15 protein-coding genes are annotated in these 13,851 nt (G+C 64.2%); 6 read left to right on the top strand and 9 right to left on the bottom strand.

The window, feature by feature from the left end:
- From HMPREF3115_RS22240 to HMPREF3115_RS22260, 4 genes are all read right to left on the bottom strand, one after another.
- Positions 1-546: a carboxymuconolactone decarboxylase family protein gene (locus HMPREF3115_RS22240; RefSeq protein ID WP_035947187.1), complete on the bottom strand. Its 546-nt coding sequence runs from the start codon at positions 544-546 to the stop codon at positions 1-3.
- 143 nt (positions 547-689) lie between these two features.
- Positions 690-1,325 carry a nitroreductase family protein gene (locus HMPREF3115_RS22245; protein WP_006403178.1) on the bottom strand — a complete coding sequence of 212 codons (636 nt, stop codon included), beginning with the start codon at positions 1,323-1,325 and terminating at the stop codon, positions 690-692.
- Positions 1,326-1,701: 376 nt separating this feature from the next.
- Positions 1,702-2,655, bottom strand: coding sequence for an AraC family transcriptional regulator (locus HMPREF3115_RS22255; RefSeq protein WP_035947190.1), 954 nt, complete (start codon positions 2,653-2,655; stop codon positions 1,702-1,704).
- A gap of 316 nt (positions 2,656-2,971) precedes the next feature.
- On the bottom strand, positions 2,972-3,388 hold the full coding sequence (locus HMPREF3115_RS22260) for a cupin domain-containing protein (RefSeq protein ID WP_070556130.1): 417 nt from the start codon (positions 3,386-3,388) through the stop codon (positions 2,972-2,974).
- A gap of 247 nt (positions 3,389-3,635) precedes the next feature.
- Between HMPREF3115_RS22260 and HMPREF3115_RS22265 the strand changes: the two genes are divergently transcribed.
- Positions 3,636-5,033 carry a dihydrolipoyl dehydrogenase gene (locus HMPREF3115_RS22265; RefSeq protein WP_070556126.1) on the top strand — a complete coding sequence of 466 codons (1,398 nt, stop codon included), beginning with the start codon at positions 3,636-3,638 and terminating at the stop codon, positions 5,031-5,033.
- A gap of 53 nt (positions 5,034-5,086) precedes the next feature.
- Here the strand turns inward: HMPREF3115_RS22265 and HMPREF3115_RS22270 are convergent, their stop codons facing one another.
- Complete coding sequence (locus HMPREF3115_RS22270; protein WP_006403171.1) at positions 5,087-5,797, bottom strand: SDR family NAD(P)-dependent oxidoreductase; 711 nt, start codon at positions 5,795-5,797, stop codon at positions 5,087-5,089.
- Between the two features lie 281 nt (positions 5,798-6,078).
- Between HMPREF3115_RS22270 and HMPREF3115_RS22275 the strand changes: the two genes are divergently transcribed.
- A complete protein-coding gene (locus HMPREF3115_RS22275) occupies positions 6,079-6,534 on the top strand; it encodes a DUF3788 domain-containing protein (RefSeq protein WP_105801194.1) in 456 nt (151 codons plus the stop codon).
- 85 nt (positions 6,535-6,619) lie between these two features.
- On the opposite strand, the gene HMPREF3115_RS22280 is transcribed toward HMPREF3115_RS22275, so the two are convergent.
- Complete coding sequence (locus tag HMPREF3115_RS22280; protein WP_006403168.1) at positions 6,620-7,051, bottom strand: GNAT family N-acetyltransferase; 432 nt, start codon at positions 7,049-7,051, stop codon at positions 6,620-6,622.
- 90 nt (positions 7,052-7,141) lie between these two features.
- Here HMPREF3115_RS22280 and HMPREF3115_RS22285 point away from each other — a divergent pair, with 90 nt between their 5' ends.
- Positions 7,142-8,572 carry a MocR-like pyridoxine biosynthesis transcription factor PdxR gene (locus HMPREF3115_RS22285; protein WP_070556128.1) on the top strand — a complete coding sequence of 477 codons (1,431 nt, stop codon included), beginning with the start codon at positions 7,142-7,144 and terminating at the stop codon, positions 8,570-8,572.
- Positions 8,573-8,820: 248 nt separating this feature from the next.
- Here HMPREF3115_RS22285 and ribA read toward each other — a convergent pair whose 3' ends face one another.
- The gene (gene ribA / locus HMPREF3115_RS22290) at positions 8,821-9,471 is read right to left on the bottom strand and encodes a GTP cyclohydrolase II (RefSeq protein WP_012216771.1); all 651 of its coding nucleotides are present in this window, start codon (positions 9,469-9,471) and stop codon (positions 8,821-8,823) included.
- Positions 9,472-9,649: 178 nt separating this feature from the next.
- Between ribA and HMPREF3115_RS22295 the strand changes: the two genes are divergently transcribed.
- The gene (locus HMPREF3115_RS22295; protein WP_006411114.1) at positions 9,650-10,111 is read left to right on the top strand and encodes a CBS domain-containing protein; all 462 of its coding nucleotides are present in this window, start codon (positions 9,650-9,652) and stop codon (positions 10,109-10,111) included.
- A gap of 156 nt (positions 10,112-10,267) precedes the next feature.
- On the opposite strand, the gene HMPREF3115_RS22300 is transcribed toward HMPREF3115_RS22295, so the two are convergent.
- Positions 10,268-10,597, bottom strand: a complete 330-nt coding sequence (locus tag HMPREF3115_RS22300; protein WP_006396741.1) for a DUF4148 domain-containing protein — start codon at positions 10,595-10,597, stop codon at positions 10,268-10,270.
- Between the two features lie 514 nt (positions 10,598-11,111).
- Between HMPREF3115_RS22300 and HMPREF3115_RS22310 the strand changes: the two genes are divergently transcribed.
- Positions 11,112-11,510: a GreA/GreB family elongation factor gene (locus HMPREF3115_RS22310; RefSeq protein ID WP_006403165.1), complete on the top strand. Its 399-nt coding sequence runs from the start codon at positions 11,112-11,114 to the stop codon at positions 11,508-11,510.
- Between the two features lie 182 nt (positions 11,511-11,692).
- Here HMPREF3115_RS22310 and HMPREF3115_RS22315 read toward each other — a convergent pair whose 3' ends face one another.
- On the bottom strand, positions 11,693-12,814 hold the full coding sequence (locus HMPREF3115_RS22315) for a porin (protein ID WP_054315301.1): 1,122 nt from the start codon (positions 12,812-12,814) through the stop codon (positions 11,693-11,695).
- Between the two features lie 576 nt (positions 12,815-13,390).
- Here HMPREF3115_RS22315 and HMPREF3115_RS22320 point away from each other — a divergent pair.
- Entirely contained in the window at positions 13,391-13,732 is a 342-nt protein-coding gene (locus HMPREF3115_RS22320) for a YXWGXW repeat-containing protein (RefSeq protein WP_006403163.1), read from the top strand.
- Positions 13,733-13,851 lie beyond the last annotated feature (119 nt).

Here is a 13,851-nt window from a genome sequence, read left to right on the forward strand (position 1 = left end):
TCAAATCGCGCCCGCCGGCGGAACGGCCGGAAAATCCTGCTCGGGATCGAACACGTTGTTGAAAAAATTTGTCAGCGAGTACATCGCCACGAGCGCGACGATCTCCATCACGTTCGCATCCGTATAGCCGGCGTCGCGAACGGCCTTCAGATCGGCGTCGTCGACTTTGCCGCGCGTTTCGATCACCTTGCGCGCGAACTGCACGGCGGCGTCACGCTTCGGATCGGTCGCGTGCCCCTTGCGCGCCAGAATGATTTCATCGGCAGGCAGCTTGGCCATGTGCTCGGCGGTCATGCTGTGAACCGTCAGGCAGTAGTTGCAGCCGTTCACTTCCGACACGGCCAGGCCGATGCTATCGCGCGTCTTGACGTCCAGCGCCTTGCTCAGCGCACCGAGCAGCGTGGCCCATGCATTGAACGCGATCGGGCTTTGCGCGAAGCTCGCCATCATGTTCGGCGTAAAGCCGATGTTCTTCGTAAACGCGGCGAGCGTCGGCTTCGATTCTGCCGGCACCTGTTCCGGCGTGAGCACTGCAGTCCTTGCCATCATCATCTCCGTGAGTGACTCGTATCACTGATCGACGAAAGCCCGTGCAGGCGCCGTCCGTCGGGTTGCTTCGTCCCCGGGCGTCGGGGCGAAATGGGTTCTCGAGCGGGTAGCCCCGCTGCGATTGACGCGGTCGCGGCCGTCTAGACGAGGTCCAGCACTTCGGTCACCGGACGGCGCGGCTTCTGCGCCCAGTTCCCCGGACGCTCGGCACCGATCGCCAGCAGCATCACCGGCACTTCGTCGTCGGCGAGTCCGAACTCGCGGTGCACCGCATCGGCATCGAAGCCGATCATCGGCGTCGAACCGAGCCCGAGCGAGCGCGCCGCGTAGATCATCGCGGCTGCGCCGAACGTCGCGGTGCGCACGGCTTCGTCGCGGCGGCGTTGCGGATACTCCATGTACAGGTTGCGCGCGGGGATTTCCCACTCCGCCACCATCGATGCCGGCATCACGCCCGCTTCGACCAGCGGCGCGAGACGCTCGGGAATCACGCTGGTCTCGACGAGCTGCCCGCAGACGATGAAGGTCACGGCGGCCTCGGTGACCGCCGGCTGATTCCATGCGATCGGGCTCAGGCGCGCCTTCGCTTCGCGCGTGCGCACGGCGATGAAGCGCCAGTTCTGCAGGTGAAAGGACGTCGGCGCGCTGGTGCCGATTCGCACGAGCTCCCGGATCTGGTCGTCGGTCAGCGTCGCGTCCGGGTCGTAGTATTTCGCCGCGCTTCGGCTCAGGATGCACTCGATCACGGCGTTGGTCGTGGCAGTTCCGTTGCTCATGGTCACTCCTTGGGTGAGGAAATCGGTTCGACTACTCGTATGCTGCGGCGCTGCTCGATCGCGCGGGTCGCGATGCGGGTCGTTGCGCGCCTCGTTCGGCAGCGAGCGAGGAGTCTCCACTTTAGAGTTCGCGGATACCGATTTCGAGACTGCGCGTGCTCAATAAAATGCTCGAAAGGATCAAACGCGAAAGACATCCGTTCGCTGCCTGCGGAGCCGTGCCGCGCACGCCACTTCGTGCCGACAGCACCGGCATTCGGCACGCTGCGGACGACGACGAACGCGGTAACGATCGTTCGCATCCGACATTCGAGCGCCGCTCGGTATCGAGCCCGCTACGCGGTTCGTTCGGACTGTAGACCGGCGTGCAGACGCGTCATTCGACTTCGTCGGTCCGACGCCGCCACTGTCCCGGCGTCATCCCCATCTTGTCGGTGAACACGCGCCGGAATGCCGCGACCGATCGGTAGCCGATCGATTCGGCTACCGCCTCGGTGCTCATCGCCGGCTTCTTCAGTTCGTTGGCGGCAAGCGTCATCCGGATGTCGGTGAGCAGATCCGTCGCGGAACGGCCGAGCTTGTCGTGGAAGTGGCGCATGAACGTCGCGCGCGACATGTTGCATAGATCGGCCAGCTCGGGCAGGCTCCACGGTCGCGCGGGGTCGGCGAACATCGCGGCAATCGCGGGCGCCAGCCGCGGATGGCCGGCCAGCGCGAGCAGCCCCGCCGGCGCTTGCCCGGCTTCGCTTGCCGCGCGCAGCACCAGCGTGAACAGCGCGGAGGTCAGCGCGTTCAGCGTCGCGTATCCGCCCGGTCTGTCGCCGATCGACACCATCCGCATCAGCTCGACGAGACTCGCCAACTGGTTCGATGCGGAGCCGCTGTCGTTCTCGCCGCCGCTCACGTAACGCACGGTCAGCGTTGTCGGCAGATAGTCGCGAATCAGCCGGTCATGCGGCGGTCGGATGAAGAACCGTCCGCACAGCAGGTCCAGACGCTCGCCGGAAGCATCATCGCTGCTACGCGGCCGTCCGCCCGAGCCATGACGGTTGCAGGTGACGCATCGCACCTGTCGGCTGCCGTCGTGCAGCACGTGCGCGGCGCCGTGCGGCAGCAGTACGATGTCGCCGCCGACCAGTTCCGTGATCGCTCCCGTGCCGGCATCCTCGAGCACCGCGCGTCCGTTGAGCACGACGTGGTACGGAATCTCGTGTGCGGCGGCCCGGGCCCACGTCAACTGCCACGGCGAACCGTAACCGCAGCGCACCTCGAGCTGGCCGGTGACGGTAATCATTTGCAGAAGCTGGCTCAGCGAGTCGACTTGGGACATAGGTTTTTGGAATTCGAGTTGGCCGTGCACTGCGTGGGCATCGAAGCGGACCATCGTCGCGGCGCCGTGCATGTCGCCGCGTAGTGCGCGCGGGCGCGGTCTCCACGTCCATACGCTTCGCGCCGCGCATTTCCGGCACGGCGCCGTGCCTGCGCGATACGCGTTGCGTGCATGCGGACGCTGCCCGATCGAACACGCGACCGGCCGCGCCGACAACGCGCCCTCGTCGTCAATGACGCACTTCGCGTCGACGCTCACAACGCAACCGGACTGCTGCCGTTCGTATGCGGCTGCTATTCGGCTGCTCGGATCGCGCTTATCTGATCGGTGTGGTGAGCTTCTTGTCGTCGCTGTCGACGACGAACACGGCGAGCAGCTTCGCCGGCTCGGTCCTGCTCGCGTTCCGGCTGATCGAATGAGTCGCACCGGGCGGTTCGGACCAGCTCTCGGCGGCGCGGTACACGCGCACGTCGCCGTCGTTCACCTTCGACTCGATTGCGCCCGACACCACATACGCGTAGATGAAAGCGGACTTCGCGTGCACGTGTGGCGCGGAAGCGGCGCCCGGCGGATACTCGACCTCTACCGCGACGAGCGACTTGCCCGGCAGGTTCGGGATCGCTTGTTCGAAATTCGGCTTCACGATTTCGCCGGCGCGATGGGCGGCAGCGAAGGCGCTCGCGACGATGACGGATGTCGCGAATGCCGCAATCAGAATCGGACGGACGTTCATCGTCGGCTCCCCCGTGTTGGCGTTCGCATTCTGTACCAACCATGGTACGAACTGAAGAACCAAGAATTCCGAATTTTGTGTGTACCAAGGCGCGCATCGAATGAGACGATCGAGCAGCAGGTTGCGCCTTTCATGCATTCACGAGCCGATGCGCGTTGCCTACACTGCACGCAGGCCGTCAGCGACGGATCGCGACAGCAAACGCGATGCGATCGTCGCACGCGGCCGCTCGATCAGGAGTCAGGCAATGCGCACGATCACCACGAATGTCGCCGTCATCGGCGCTGGCACGGCGGGCCTCGCCGCTTATCGCGCGGCGCGCGCCGAAGGTGCGACCGCCGTCATTATCGAAGGCGGCCCATACGGCACGACCTGTGCGCGCGTGGGCTGCATGCCGTCGAAGCTGCTGATCGCGGCCGCCGAGGCCGCGCATGCGGCGAACCACGCGGCACCGTTCGGCATCGCGGTCGGCAACGTGCGCGTCGACGGAGAAGCGGTGATGGCGCGCGTGCGACGCGAACGCGATCGTTTCGTCGGATTCGTCGTCGACGGCGTCGAAGCATTGCCCGTTGAAGATCGACTGGTCGGGTACGCACGCTTCGTCGATGACGGTCTGCTGCAGGTCGACGATCACACGCGGGTGCGTGCGGCGAGCGTCGTGATTGCGACGGGCTCGACGCCGACCATTCCGGATGTCCTGAGCGGCGTTCGCGATCGCGTCGTCGTCAACGACGACGTGTTTGCGTGGACGACGCTGCCGCGCAGCGTCGCCGTAATGGGGCCCGGCGTGATCGGCCTCGAACTCGGGCAGGCGCTCGCGCGGCTCGGCGTACGCGTGAGCGTGTACGGCGCGCGCGGCAGCGTCGGTCAACTGACCGACCCGAAGCTCGTGGAGGCCGCACGCGCGATCTTCGGCGACGCATTTCATTTCGAGCCGAGCGGCACGATGCTGAGTGCGACGCGCGTCGACGACGGCGTCACGCTACGCTACCGCCGCGCCGACGGATCGACGATCGACGCGACATACGAGTACGTGCTCGCCGCCACCGGCCGGCATCCCGACGTCCGCAATCTGGGGCTCGCGAACACGTCGATCGAATCGGGCGAGCATGGCGTGCCGCAATTCGATCCGCAGACGCTGCAGGTCTACGGTCACCCGGTGTTCATCGCCGGCGATGCGAACGGCGTCCTGCCGCTGCTGCACGAAGCAGCCGACGAAGGCCGCGCGGCCGGCCGCAACGCCGCACGCTATCCGGACGTTGCAAAAATCGAGCGGCGTGCGCCGCTGGCGATCGTGTTTTCCGATCCGCAGATCGCGCTCGTCGGCGCACGCCATCGCGAGCTGCGTGCGGACACGTTCGTGACGGGCGAGGTGAGCTTCGAAGACCAGGGACGCAGTCGCATGATGTTGAAAAATCGCGGGCGCGCGCATGTCTACGTCGACCGCGCGACACGGCGATTCGTCGGCGCAGAGATGCTGGGCCCGTCCGCCGAACATATCGGGCACTTGCTTGCGTGGAGCTTGCAGATGGGACTCACCGTCGATGCGATGCTGGCGATGCCGTTCTATCACCCGGTCGTTGAAGAGGGATTGCGTACCGCGCTCAGGGATGCCGCGGCCAAACTTGGCACGCGGCAGCAGTAGCGCATTGCGCGGATCGCGCGACCCTCTCGCGGGCGTTCGGCACGTGGTGCATCTCAGTGGCCCGCGCTCTGACCGCCGTCGACATGCAGGATCTCGCCGGTGATGAACGGTGCTGCATCGAGAAACAGGATTGCGTCGGCAATATCGCCCGCTTTACCGAGGCGGCCGACAGGATTGAACGCGCTTAGCGCTTCGTGAATTTCCGGTGCGTGCATCGGTGTATCGATGTTGCCCGGTGCCACAGCGTTGACGCGGATGCCCTTCTTTGCATATTCGATCGCGAGCGATTTCGTCGCAGCGTTGATGCCGCCCTTCGTCAGCGCAGCCAGAACCGAGTACACGCCGCCGATCGCGACCTGGTCGATGCTGGCCGTGACGCTGACCACGTGGCCGCTTCCCTGCTTCTCCATCTCGGCGATCGCGAGCTGCGTGACGTGATAAAAACCCGCCATGTTGACCTTCATCACGGCTTCGTAGTCTTCGATCGTGTGTTCGGTGAACGGCTTGCCGATGTAGATGCCCGCGTTGTTGACCAGCGTATCGATTCGACCAAACCGCGCGACGCCTTCGTCGATTACGCGTCGTGCCGTCGCCCGATCGCCGATGTCGCCGGCGATGCATAAAACGTTGTCGTCGTTCGACGGCTTGATGGAGCGCGACGTCGCGACGATCCGGTAGTCGAGCTGTCGAAACGCGTCGACGACTTTCGCGCCGATGCCCTGCGACGCGCCGGTAACGACGACAACCTTCTTCGATGTGCTCATGCTTTACCCGGGAGAATCGGTCAAGGAACCACGGTTGCACTCCGCCGTGCCGTCTTGTCATTCTTCATCATCGACTGTGCGCGCGGAAGAACCAAGATTGCCGCTTTTCGTGCGTACCAAACGCACGCTTCGGGCGCTGCCATTCCGCTCGACCGCGCTGCGTTGATCCTTTCGAGCATGTCATTGAGCCGGTTCAGTCTCGAATCCGTTATTCGACCGCACTACAGTGGAGACTCGTTAACCGCTGACGCGAATGTCCTGCGAGGAGGCGCTGTCGAGCCATGAAACAAGTCCACCAGATCGGTGACCGGATCACCGACCCATCCATACCGCCCGATGAAGACACCGTGCGCGCGTGGCTCGGGCCGAAGGCTTTCAAGCATTGGCGCGAACTGCAAAGCTGGATCGACGCGTCGTACCCCGGTGTTTTCGAACCGGACTGGATTTACGGCGGCAGGAAACGCGGCTGGTCGCTGCGCTACAAGAAAACGAGAGCGCTGTGTACGCTGGTTCCGTCATACCGGCACTTGTCGGTGCTCGTGGTCCTGGGAAAAGCCGAGCGAGAGAAGTTCGACGAGCGACGCTATTCGTGGAGCCCGCAACTGGTCCAACTCTACGACGAAGCGCGCGCGTATCCGGACGGCAAATGGTTGACCATCGAAATCGCGTCCGCCGACGGTAGACGCGAGCTGACGGATCTGATCGGGATGAAACGCGCCCCGTCGATCAACCGTTGAAGCGCGCCGTGCCGTTACGTGCCTCACGCATTTGATCGTCGGCACCGATGCGTGCATTCGGCACGATCGCATGCTTCGTATGCCTCTATAGCTGCTGGCGGAAATGCATGCCGAACGACAACAGACCCTGACGGAAATAGAAGCGTTGCGCGCGCGCATTCCCGAGCCCGGTATCGAGCACGAAGTTCGCGCACTGTTGCCTTCGGGCTTCGTCGCGCAACGCGTCGATCAGCATCGCGCCAAGCCCGTGCTGACGGGCACCGGCGGTCGTCACCAGATCGTCGACGTAGAGAAACCGTCCGTACAGCAGGTTCTCCTGCACGCGATAACCGGCGAGTGCCGCTACCTGTCCGTCTTGCCACACGGCCAGCAGCCGATACCCGTGCGCGGCCTGGCGACGCACCTGCGCGGCAAACGCGGCGGCATCCGTCAGGTGAGGGCGCAGTTCGCGCATCACACTGAAAGCGGCCTCGTAGTCCTGCTCGCTGTCGAGATGATTCAGTCGGAAAGGCGTCATCGGTGTTCCTCGTCGTCCTGCGATCAATTTACAAAACCGATGATCTGCCCGACAGGGACAAGAACGGACCGATTGAATGGGACATGATCGATGGACTGGCCATATGTCGAATCGCCTCGGGAAGACGATGCGCCCATCTACCTGCAGCTCTATCGCCGCTACCGCGACGCGATAACGGCCGGCAAGCTGCGCCCGGGCGATCGGGTGCCGTCCATGCGCAGCCTCGCGAGCGAACTGAACCTTGCGCGCGGTACGGTCGAGGCGGCCTACCAGATGCTGTCGAGCGAAGGATATTTCGTGACGCACGGTGCGGCAGGTACGCGAGTCGCGCCGGCTCTCGCGAATCCGGCCCGGACGGTCGCCCGCCACGCGGCGATGCGCGTCGTTCACGAATCGCTGCAGGCGCCGACCGTCGCGAGCACTGTGCGGCCATTCCAGCTCGGCGTGCCCGCGCTCGACGCGTTCCCGCGGAAGACGTGGGCGCGTATCGCGGGACGCAACCTGCGCACGCTCGACGCGGCCGCGATGACGTCGCCTGATCCGGCAGGCTACGTGCCGCTGCGGCGCGCCATCGCGGCATATCTGCAGATCTCGCGCGGCGTCGCATGCGCGTACGAGCAGGTATTCGTGACGGCCGGTTATCGCGGTGCACTCGAACTCGTGCGCCGCTCCCTACTGCATGCGGGCGATCTCGGGTGGTACGAGGATCCGGGATACGCGCTCGCCCGGCACTATCTGGAACTCGCGGACCTGCGACTCGCACCGGCACCGGTGGACGACGAAGGGATCGACGTCGCGGCGGCGCTGCAGCGCGCGCCGCAGGCGCGCTTTGCGGTGGTCACGCCGGGCCGCCAAAGCCCGACCGGTGTCGCGCTGTCGCCGACACGCAGACTGGAACTGCTGGAATGGGCAACGCGCCGGCGCGCCTGGATCGTCGAGGACGATTACGACAGCGAGTTTCACTACCACGGCCGCCCTTTGCCGGCGCTGCAGAATCTCGATCGCGATGGACGCGTGCTTTACACCGGCACGTTCAGCAAGGTGCTGTTGCCCGGACTGCGGCTCGCCTATCTGGTCGTTCCGGAGGTGCTGGTCGGCCGATTCGCGCACGTGGCCGGCCGTCTTCCGGGCCCCGGATCGATCCTGCCGCAGGCGACCGTCGCCGCTTTCATGGAGCAAGGGCACTTCGCTCGCCACTTGCGCAAGATGCGCGCGCTGTATGCCGAGCGGCGCGCGTTTCTGGTCGATGCGCTCGCCCGGACGCTTGACGAACATCTGCACGTCCGGCCGCAGGCAGGCGGCGTACACGTACTCGCGTATCTGAGCGACCGGCACGACGACAAGCGCGTCGCCGCGGCCGCCGCAGCCGACGGGCTTGGCGTGCAGTCATTGAGCGACTGGCGGATGCGCGCGTCCGCGCAAGGCGGGCTGCTGATGGGGTTTGCGAACTTCGCAACGGCGGAAGACGCGCGCGCTGCCGTACAGCGCTTGTCGGCGCATCTTGTCGAGGGAAAAGGCTGACGCGTGTGCGGACCGCGCGCGTGTTTGACCGCACAGCCGGCTGGCAAACGGCTTGAGGAAGCCGCGCATCGCCGATTGTCAGGCGAGCGCGGGCGTTCTGCGCTGCGGCACGAGAAAGCCGCGCCGGCGCGGCGGAGCCCGGCGATACGAAGACGACCGCCAGCGCCGCGATCGCGGCGCGACGAAATCGCTCGGTGTCCCTTTAAATCGCCTGCTTACAAAATGCGACCGGCCTCGCGGCGACTCGACTACTCGTTTTCCTCGAAGTAATGCCCGAACTTCACCTGCTTGGTCCGGATATAGCGCTCGTTTTCCTCGCGCACCGGTACCGCGAGCGCGACGCGTTCGCAAACGGGAATGCCGTGCTTCACGAGCGTGTCGAATTTCTTCGGGTTGTTGCTCATCAGGCGCACCGACGTCACGCCGAGCATACGGAGAATCGCGGCGGCCGAATCGTATTCGCGCGCATCGTCCGGCAGCCCGAGGTCGAGGTTCGCCTCGACGGTGTCGCGCCCCTGCTCCTGCAGCGCATATGCGCGGATCTTGTTGCTAAGGCCGATGCCGCGCCCCTCGTGGCCGCGCAGATACAGCAGCACGCCGCGCCCTTCGGCCGCGACGTAGCGCAATGCCAGATCGAGCTGTTCGCCGCAATCGCAACGATACGAGCCGAACACGTCGCCGGTCAGGCATTCGGAATGCAGCCGCGTCAGCACGGACTGCTCGCCGGTCACGTCGCCCATCACCAGCGCGAGATGTTCGGCATCGCTGCCCGATACGCGAAACGCGTAAGACGTGAACGTACCGTAGCGCGTGGGCAGCGACGCGGTGGCAACGAGCGTCACGCACTCGTCGGCGTGGCCATTGCCCGGCGCGGGCGATTGGGGACGCGAAGACATCATGGATTCAATCGAAACGAACAGGAATGTAGGAATTTTCTGGATGGTGCGTGACGGGAGTTTACCGCTAATCTGCAAACGTCACGCGACTGCCGCTGCCTGCCCGGCTATACTGGGTTTCATCGGGTGACGCGCATCACGCCCTGCCTTCCCTGGATCGTCCCGCATACGGAGAAAGCGAATGAGCACGACTGTGGCGCAAATTCTCAAGGCCAAGCCGGATTCCGGTCGCACCATCTACACCGTCACGAAAACCGATCTCGTGTACGACGCCATCAAGCTGATGTCGGACAAAGGCATCGGCGCGCTGCTCGTGATGGACGGCGACGACATCGCGGGCATCGTCACCGAGCGCGATTACGCGCGCAAGGTCGTGCTGCAGGATCGCTCGTCGAAAGCCACGCGCGTCGAGGAAATCATGACGACGAAGGTGCGCTACGTCGAACCGTCGCAGACGAGCGACGAGTGCATGGCGCTGATGACCGAGCACCGGATGCGCCACCTGCCCGTTCTCGACGACGGCAAGCTGATCGGCCTCGTGTCGATCGGCGATTTGGTGAAGAGCGTGATCGCCGATCAGCAGTTCACGATCAGCCAGCTCGAGCACTATATCCACGGCACGCCGGCCGTCACGTCGACCTGACCAGCCCCGCTCCAACAAAAAGGCCCAGACGCGCGAGCGCCTGGGCGGAAAGCCGCCGGGATGCGGCGACGGAGGTTCTGCTCCTGCGGACGGACGATGCGCGCGGGGCGCGTCGTCGATTGACCGGTGCGCGCGGGCAGAGCCGGGGCGTGCGTTTTAGTGACCGAAGTAGACCGAGTTCACAGGGTTCGGCGCTTCACGCGTAATCGGGCGGCCCGACTGTGCTGCGCCCGTCGCGGCGGCACCGTAGCCGCTCGTATCGGCATGGGCGAGCATCGGCTGGTTCGGCTGAACGCGCTGTTCGGCCGCGAGGATATCGTTCGGGTATTGCGAATCGCTCGCCTGCGGCTTGTAGCCGTTTTGTTCCAGTTGCACGAGTTCGGCGCGGACCTGTTCGCGGGTCAGCCCTTGCTCGGATTGCGCAAACGACGCGATCGGGGTGGCGATAACGGTAGCGGCAATCGCTGCGTAGATGATCGACTTCATGATGGACCTCCGAAATGTGTTCTGTTTTGCCTTCGCCTCGGGCGGAATTGTCTGAAGCGAATGACTGTAGTCTAGTCGGCGCTCCTCCAAGGGAAAACCCTTAGTTAGCATATACAGTGTTGCGATTTTGGAAAGGATTTGCGCCCTTTGGCCACGCCGAACTGCGACATTTACATTACTGACAGAACAATCGCTGACGAAGTGCTGACGAATCGATCGCGTCGCCGCAAGCTTGTGTTGTAGAATCGAAAGGTTTTCATCGCCAGCCGATACGTCCGCTCACTCACCATGTACGCGCCCACGCCCCTGAAGCTTTCGCCGTCCGGTCCGGCCGGCGTGCGTGCGCGCGTCGGTCGTCTGGCGCGTCCCCTCGCTCGACCCACGGCCCAAGCGCCGCTCGCCGCCGCCCGGCGCCTGATCTGACGCCCGCTCTCCCCGGAGCCGGTCAGACAGGCTCCGGGCGATCACTTGAAGGCGCGTCCCGCCTGCCCTGCCGATCATTTGGAGAACCGTCATGAAGCAACGCCTTTACCAGCTCACCGAACTCGATGTCGCGCGTCTCGAAAAGTACGCGGAACACAACCCGCGCTTTCAGGCGATGCTCGACACGCTGCTCGAACGCGCCGAAATCGTCCGATCGGACGCGATCAAAGCCAACGTCGTCACGATGAATTCCCAGATCACGCTGCTCGACGAAGCGACCCAGGAGCCGGCCACCTGGACCATCGTGTATCCCGATGCCGCGAACCTCGAACTCGGCCGTCTGAACGTGTTCTCGCCGGTCGGGATGGCGCTGTTGGGCACGCAACGCGGCCAGTCGGTGAAAGTGATGCAGCCGAGCGGCACGGAAAAGCTGATGAAGGTCGCGGAAATCGTGTTCCAGCCGGAAGCGAACGGCGAATACACGCGCTGACGCCGCGCGGTGACGCGACGGCGGAGCGCCGCGGGCCGAAAATGAAAAAGCGAGGCATGAGCCTCGCTTTTTTTGTGCGTGCGCCGCGATGAGGCCGCTGCACAGACCGGTTCTGCCCGGCACATCCGAAAAAAAGGCGCCCGAAGGCGCCTTTTTCGAAGCTGGTTACCCAGCCGTCACGCTTAGAAGCGGTGACGCAGACCAACCGTTGCTGCGGTTTGGTTGATCGACGAGCTCGGCAGGTTGTCTGCGAAGCTTTCGCCGTTGTAGATCGACGCGCCAACGCCGTTCTTCGCTGCGCGCTGGTACACAGCTTGTGCGTACACGTCGGTGCGCTTCGACAGTGCGTAGTCAGCTTGCAGGCCGAACTGGTTCCAGTGCGTGCTGCCGTTGTTGATCTTCGCGTTCGTGTACGTGTAAGCAGCACCCAGGCCGAGAGCCGGCGTCAGGTTGTACTTTGCGTTGACTTCGTAGTTGTCGGTACGCACCGAACCGAGGCTGCCGACTGCGTTGTTGTCGAGGCGAGCTTGCGTCCATGCTGCGCCGACTTGTGCCGGGCCGAATGCGTAACCAACAGCTGCACCGTACGTGCGGACACGGCCTTGGGCAGCGATGCCACCGATTGCCGTCGACGTCGCGCCGCTACCGTTCGTGCCGTCACCCAGGTTTGCTTGCGAGTACGCTGCACCCAGCTTCAGACCTTGGAACTGGTACGCGAGACCTGCGCTGTACGCACGGTTGTTACCGAAGTTCGTGTTGTTCGAGAACGAGTACGTGCCGCCGAACTGCAGGCCAGCGTAGTTCGCGCTCGTGAACTTCACCGTGTTGTTCGATGCGACGTCGCCCGTCGTGCTCAGACGGTCAAGGTTCAGCGGGTGCGCGAAGTACGTGCCGCCCCACGAGCCCGTTGCGGTCAGCGGTGCCAGGTAGTCTTGAACGGAGTCATACTGCTTACCCAGCGTGACCGTGCCGTACTGGCTCGACAGGCCGACGAATGCCTGACGGTTGAACATGCCGTTGTTGTTTGCGAGCTTGCCGTTACCGATGTTGAAGCCGCTTTCCAACGTGAAGATTGCCTTCAGGCCACCACCGAGGTCTTCCGAACCACGCAGGCCGAAGCGGCTCTGGTCAATGCCCGAACCCATCGCCCAACGCGACTTGCCGGATTGGCCCAGCGCCGGCTGGACGTTGCTCGTGTACGTGATGCCTGCGTCCAGCACGCCGTACAGCGTGACGCTGCTTTGCGCGTGAGCGACGGTTGCGAACGATGCTGCAGCTGCTGCAACGATCAGAGTCTTGTTCATTCGTGGAGCTCCCTTCTAAAAAGAGGCAGGTCTCGCGACCTTGTTTCATAAACGGTCTCAACCGCCCGGGAACGCCATCGGTCCTGCTGGCTGCGCCCGGATAGTTGCCCGTTTGGGAACCGTGAGTTTAGGGGTGTACCCTAGGGGAGCGATCCGCAAATAAAGAAATAAGCTTTTCCAGAACTAGAAATAATGAAAGTGGGGTCTAGTTATAAGTATTTGTTTTGCCGTAGTTTTTTGACTTCTTGACGAAAGCATTTTGGTCGCTTCTATCGCACCATTCTTTCATGTCACCGTCTTGACGGTTGCATAGAAACAACAGGCGGATCCGAGCCGACAGCGCCAAATCGGTACTTTTTACCCGATTCTGTCTCAAATTCTGGGTGGCAAGACCTAAAACCAGTGGTTCCGCTTGGTAAACAGGAGGCCCATCGCACGAACGGGCCGCACATGCCCGGCGAGCGCTCCGACGTTGCGCGCGTGACACACCGTAACACCGCTGGCAGCCGTCGTAACGCGCCCGCGCGGCCGGCACGCTAATGTAATGCGGCATCCGACATTCGAACAGGACATCCCATGAATCGACGCTCGTTGTTGCGCGCGATCGGCTTGACTGCTGCGTTCGTCGGCTCGGGCGGTTCGCTACGCGCGGCCTGGGCTCGGCCGGCGCCGCCCGATCGGCCGCCCCGTTCGAACCGTCCCGATCGCGCGCCGCCGCCGCCGCGTCACGATCGTCGGCCTCGACCGCCGCGCCCGCACGGCTATATCTGGACGGACGGCTACTGGCGCTGGCAGCACGGCCGCTATATATGGGTGCCGGGCCGCTGGGTCGCGCGACGCCCGGGCCGCCGCTGGGTGCCCGGCTACTGGCGCCGCCAGGGACACGCGTGGATCTACGTCGACGGCTACTGGCGGTAGCCGCGAGCAAACGGCGCGACCGCAATCGGGATCGCGCTTGGGCCGGATGGCGGTGTCGTACACGCGCCTGGGGATACGCGCCTCGCCCGTGACGCCCTGACGCCCTGACGCCCTGACGC

This window comes from Burkholderia sp. HMSC10F09, assembly GCF_001806955.1.
Taxonomy (GTDB): domain Bacteria; phylum Pseudomonadota; class Gammaproteobacteria; order Burkholderiales; family Burkholderiaceae; genus Burkholderia; species Burkholderia multivorans.

Coding starts and splice junctions, on each gene's coding strand:
- HMPREF3115_RS22240 (WP_035947187.1), bottom strand. CDS start 546: ATGGCAAGGACTGCAGTGCTCACGCCGGAACAGGTGCCGGCAGAATCG.
- HMPREF3115_RS22270 (WP_006403171.1), bottom strand. CDS start 5,797: ATGAGCACATCGAAGAAGGTTGTCGTCGTTACCGGCGCGTCGCAGGGC.
- HMPREF3115_RS22260 (WP_070556130.1), bottom strand. CDS start 3,388: ATGAACGTCCGTCCGATTCTGATTGCGGCATTCGCGACATCCGTCATC.
- HMPREF3115_RS22285 (WP_070556128.1), top strand. CDS start 7,142: ATGGACTGGCCATATGTCGAATCGCCTCGGGAAGACGATGCGCCCATC.
- HMPREF3115_RS22280 (WP_006403168.1), bottom strand. CDS start 7,051: ATGACGCCTTTCCGACTGAATCATCTCGACAGCGAGCAGGACTACGAG.
- HMPREF3115_RS22255 (WP_035947190.1), bottom strand. CDS start 2,655: ATGTCCCAAGTCGACTCGCTGAGCCAGCTTCTGCAAATGATTACCGTC.
- HMPREF3115_RS22245 (WP_006403178.1), bottom strand. CDS start 1,325: ATGAGCAACGGAACTGCCACGACCAACGCCGTGATCGAGTGCATCCTG.
- ribA (WP_012216771.1), bottom strand. CDS start 9,471: ATGATGTCTTCGCGTCCCCAATCGCCCGCGCCGGGCAATGGCCACGCC.
- HMPREF3115_RS22300 (WP_006396741.1), bottom strand. CDS start 10,597: ATGAAGTCGATCATCTACGCAGCGATTGCCGCTACCGTTATCGCCACC.
- HMPREF3115_RS22295 (WP_006411114.1), top strand. CDS start 9,650: ATGAGCACGACTGTGGCGCAAATTCTCAAGGCCAAGCCGGATTCCGGT.
- HMPREF3115_RS22265 (WP_070556126.1), top strand. CDS start 3,636: ATGCGCACGATCACCACGAATGTCGCCGTCATCGGCGCTGGCACGGCG.
- HMPREF3115_RS22275 (WP_105801194.1), top strand. CDS start 6,079: ATGAAACAAGTCCACCAGATCGGTGACCGGATCACCGACCCATCCATA.
- HMPREF3115_RS22315 (WP_054315301.1), bottom strand. CDS start 12,814: ATGAACAAGACTCTGATCGTTGCAGCAGCTGCAGCATCGTTCGCAACC.
- HMPREF3115_RS22320 (WP_006403163.1), top strand. CDS start 13,391: ATGAATCGACGCTCGTTGTTGCGCGCGATCGGCTTGACTGCTGCGTTC.
- HMPREF3115_RS22310 (WP_006403165.1), top strand. CDS start 11,112: ATGAAGCAACGCCTTTACCAGCTCACCGAACTCGATGTCGCGCGTCTC.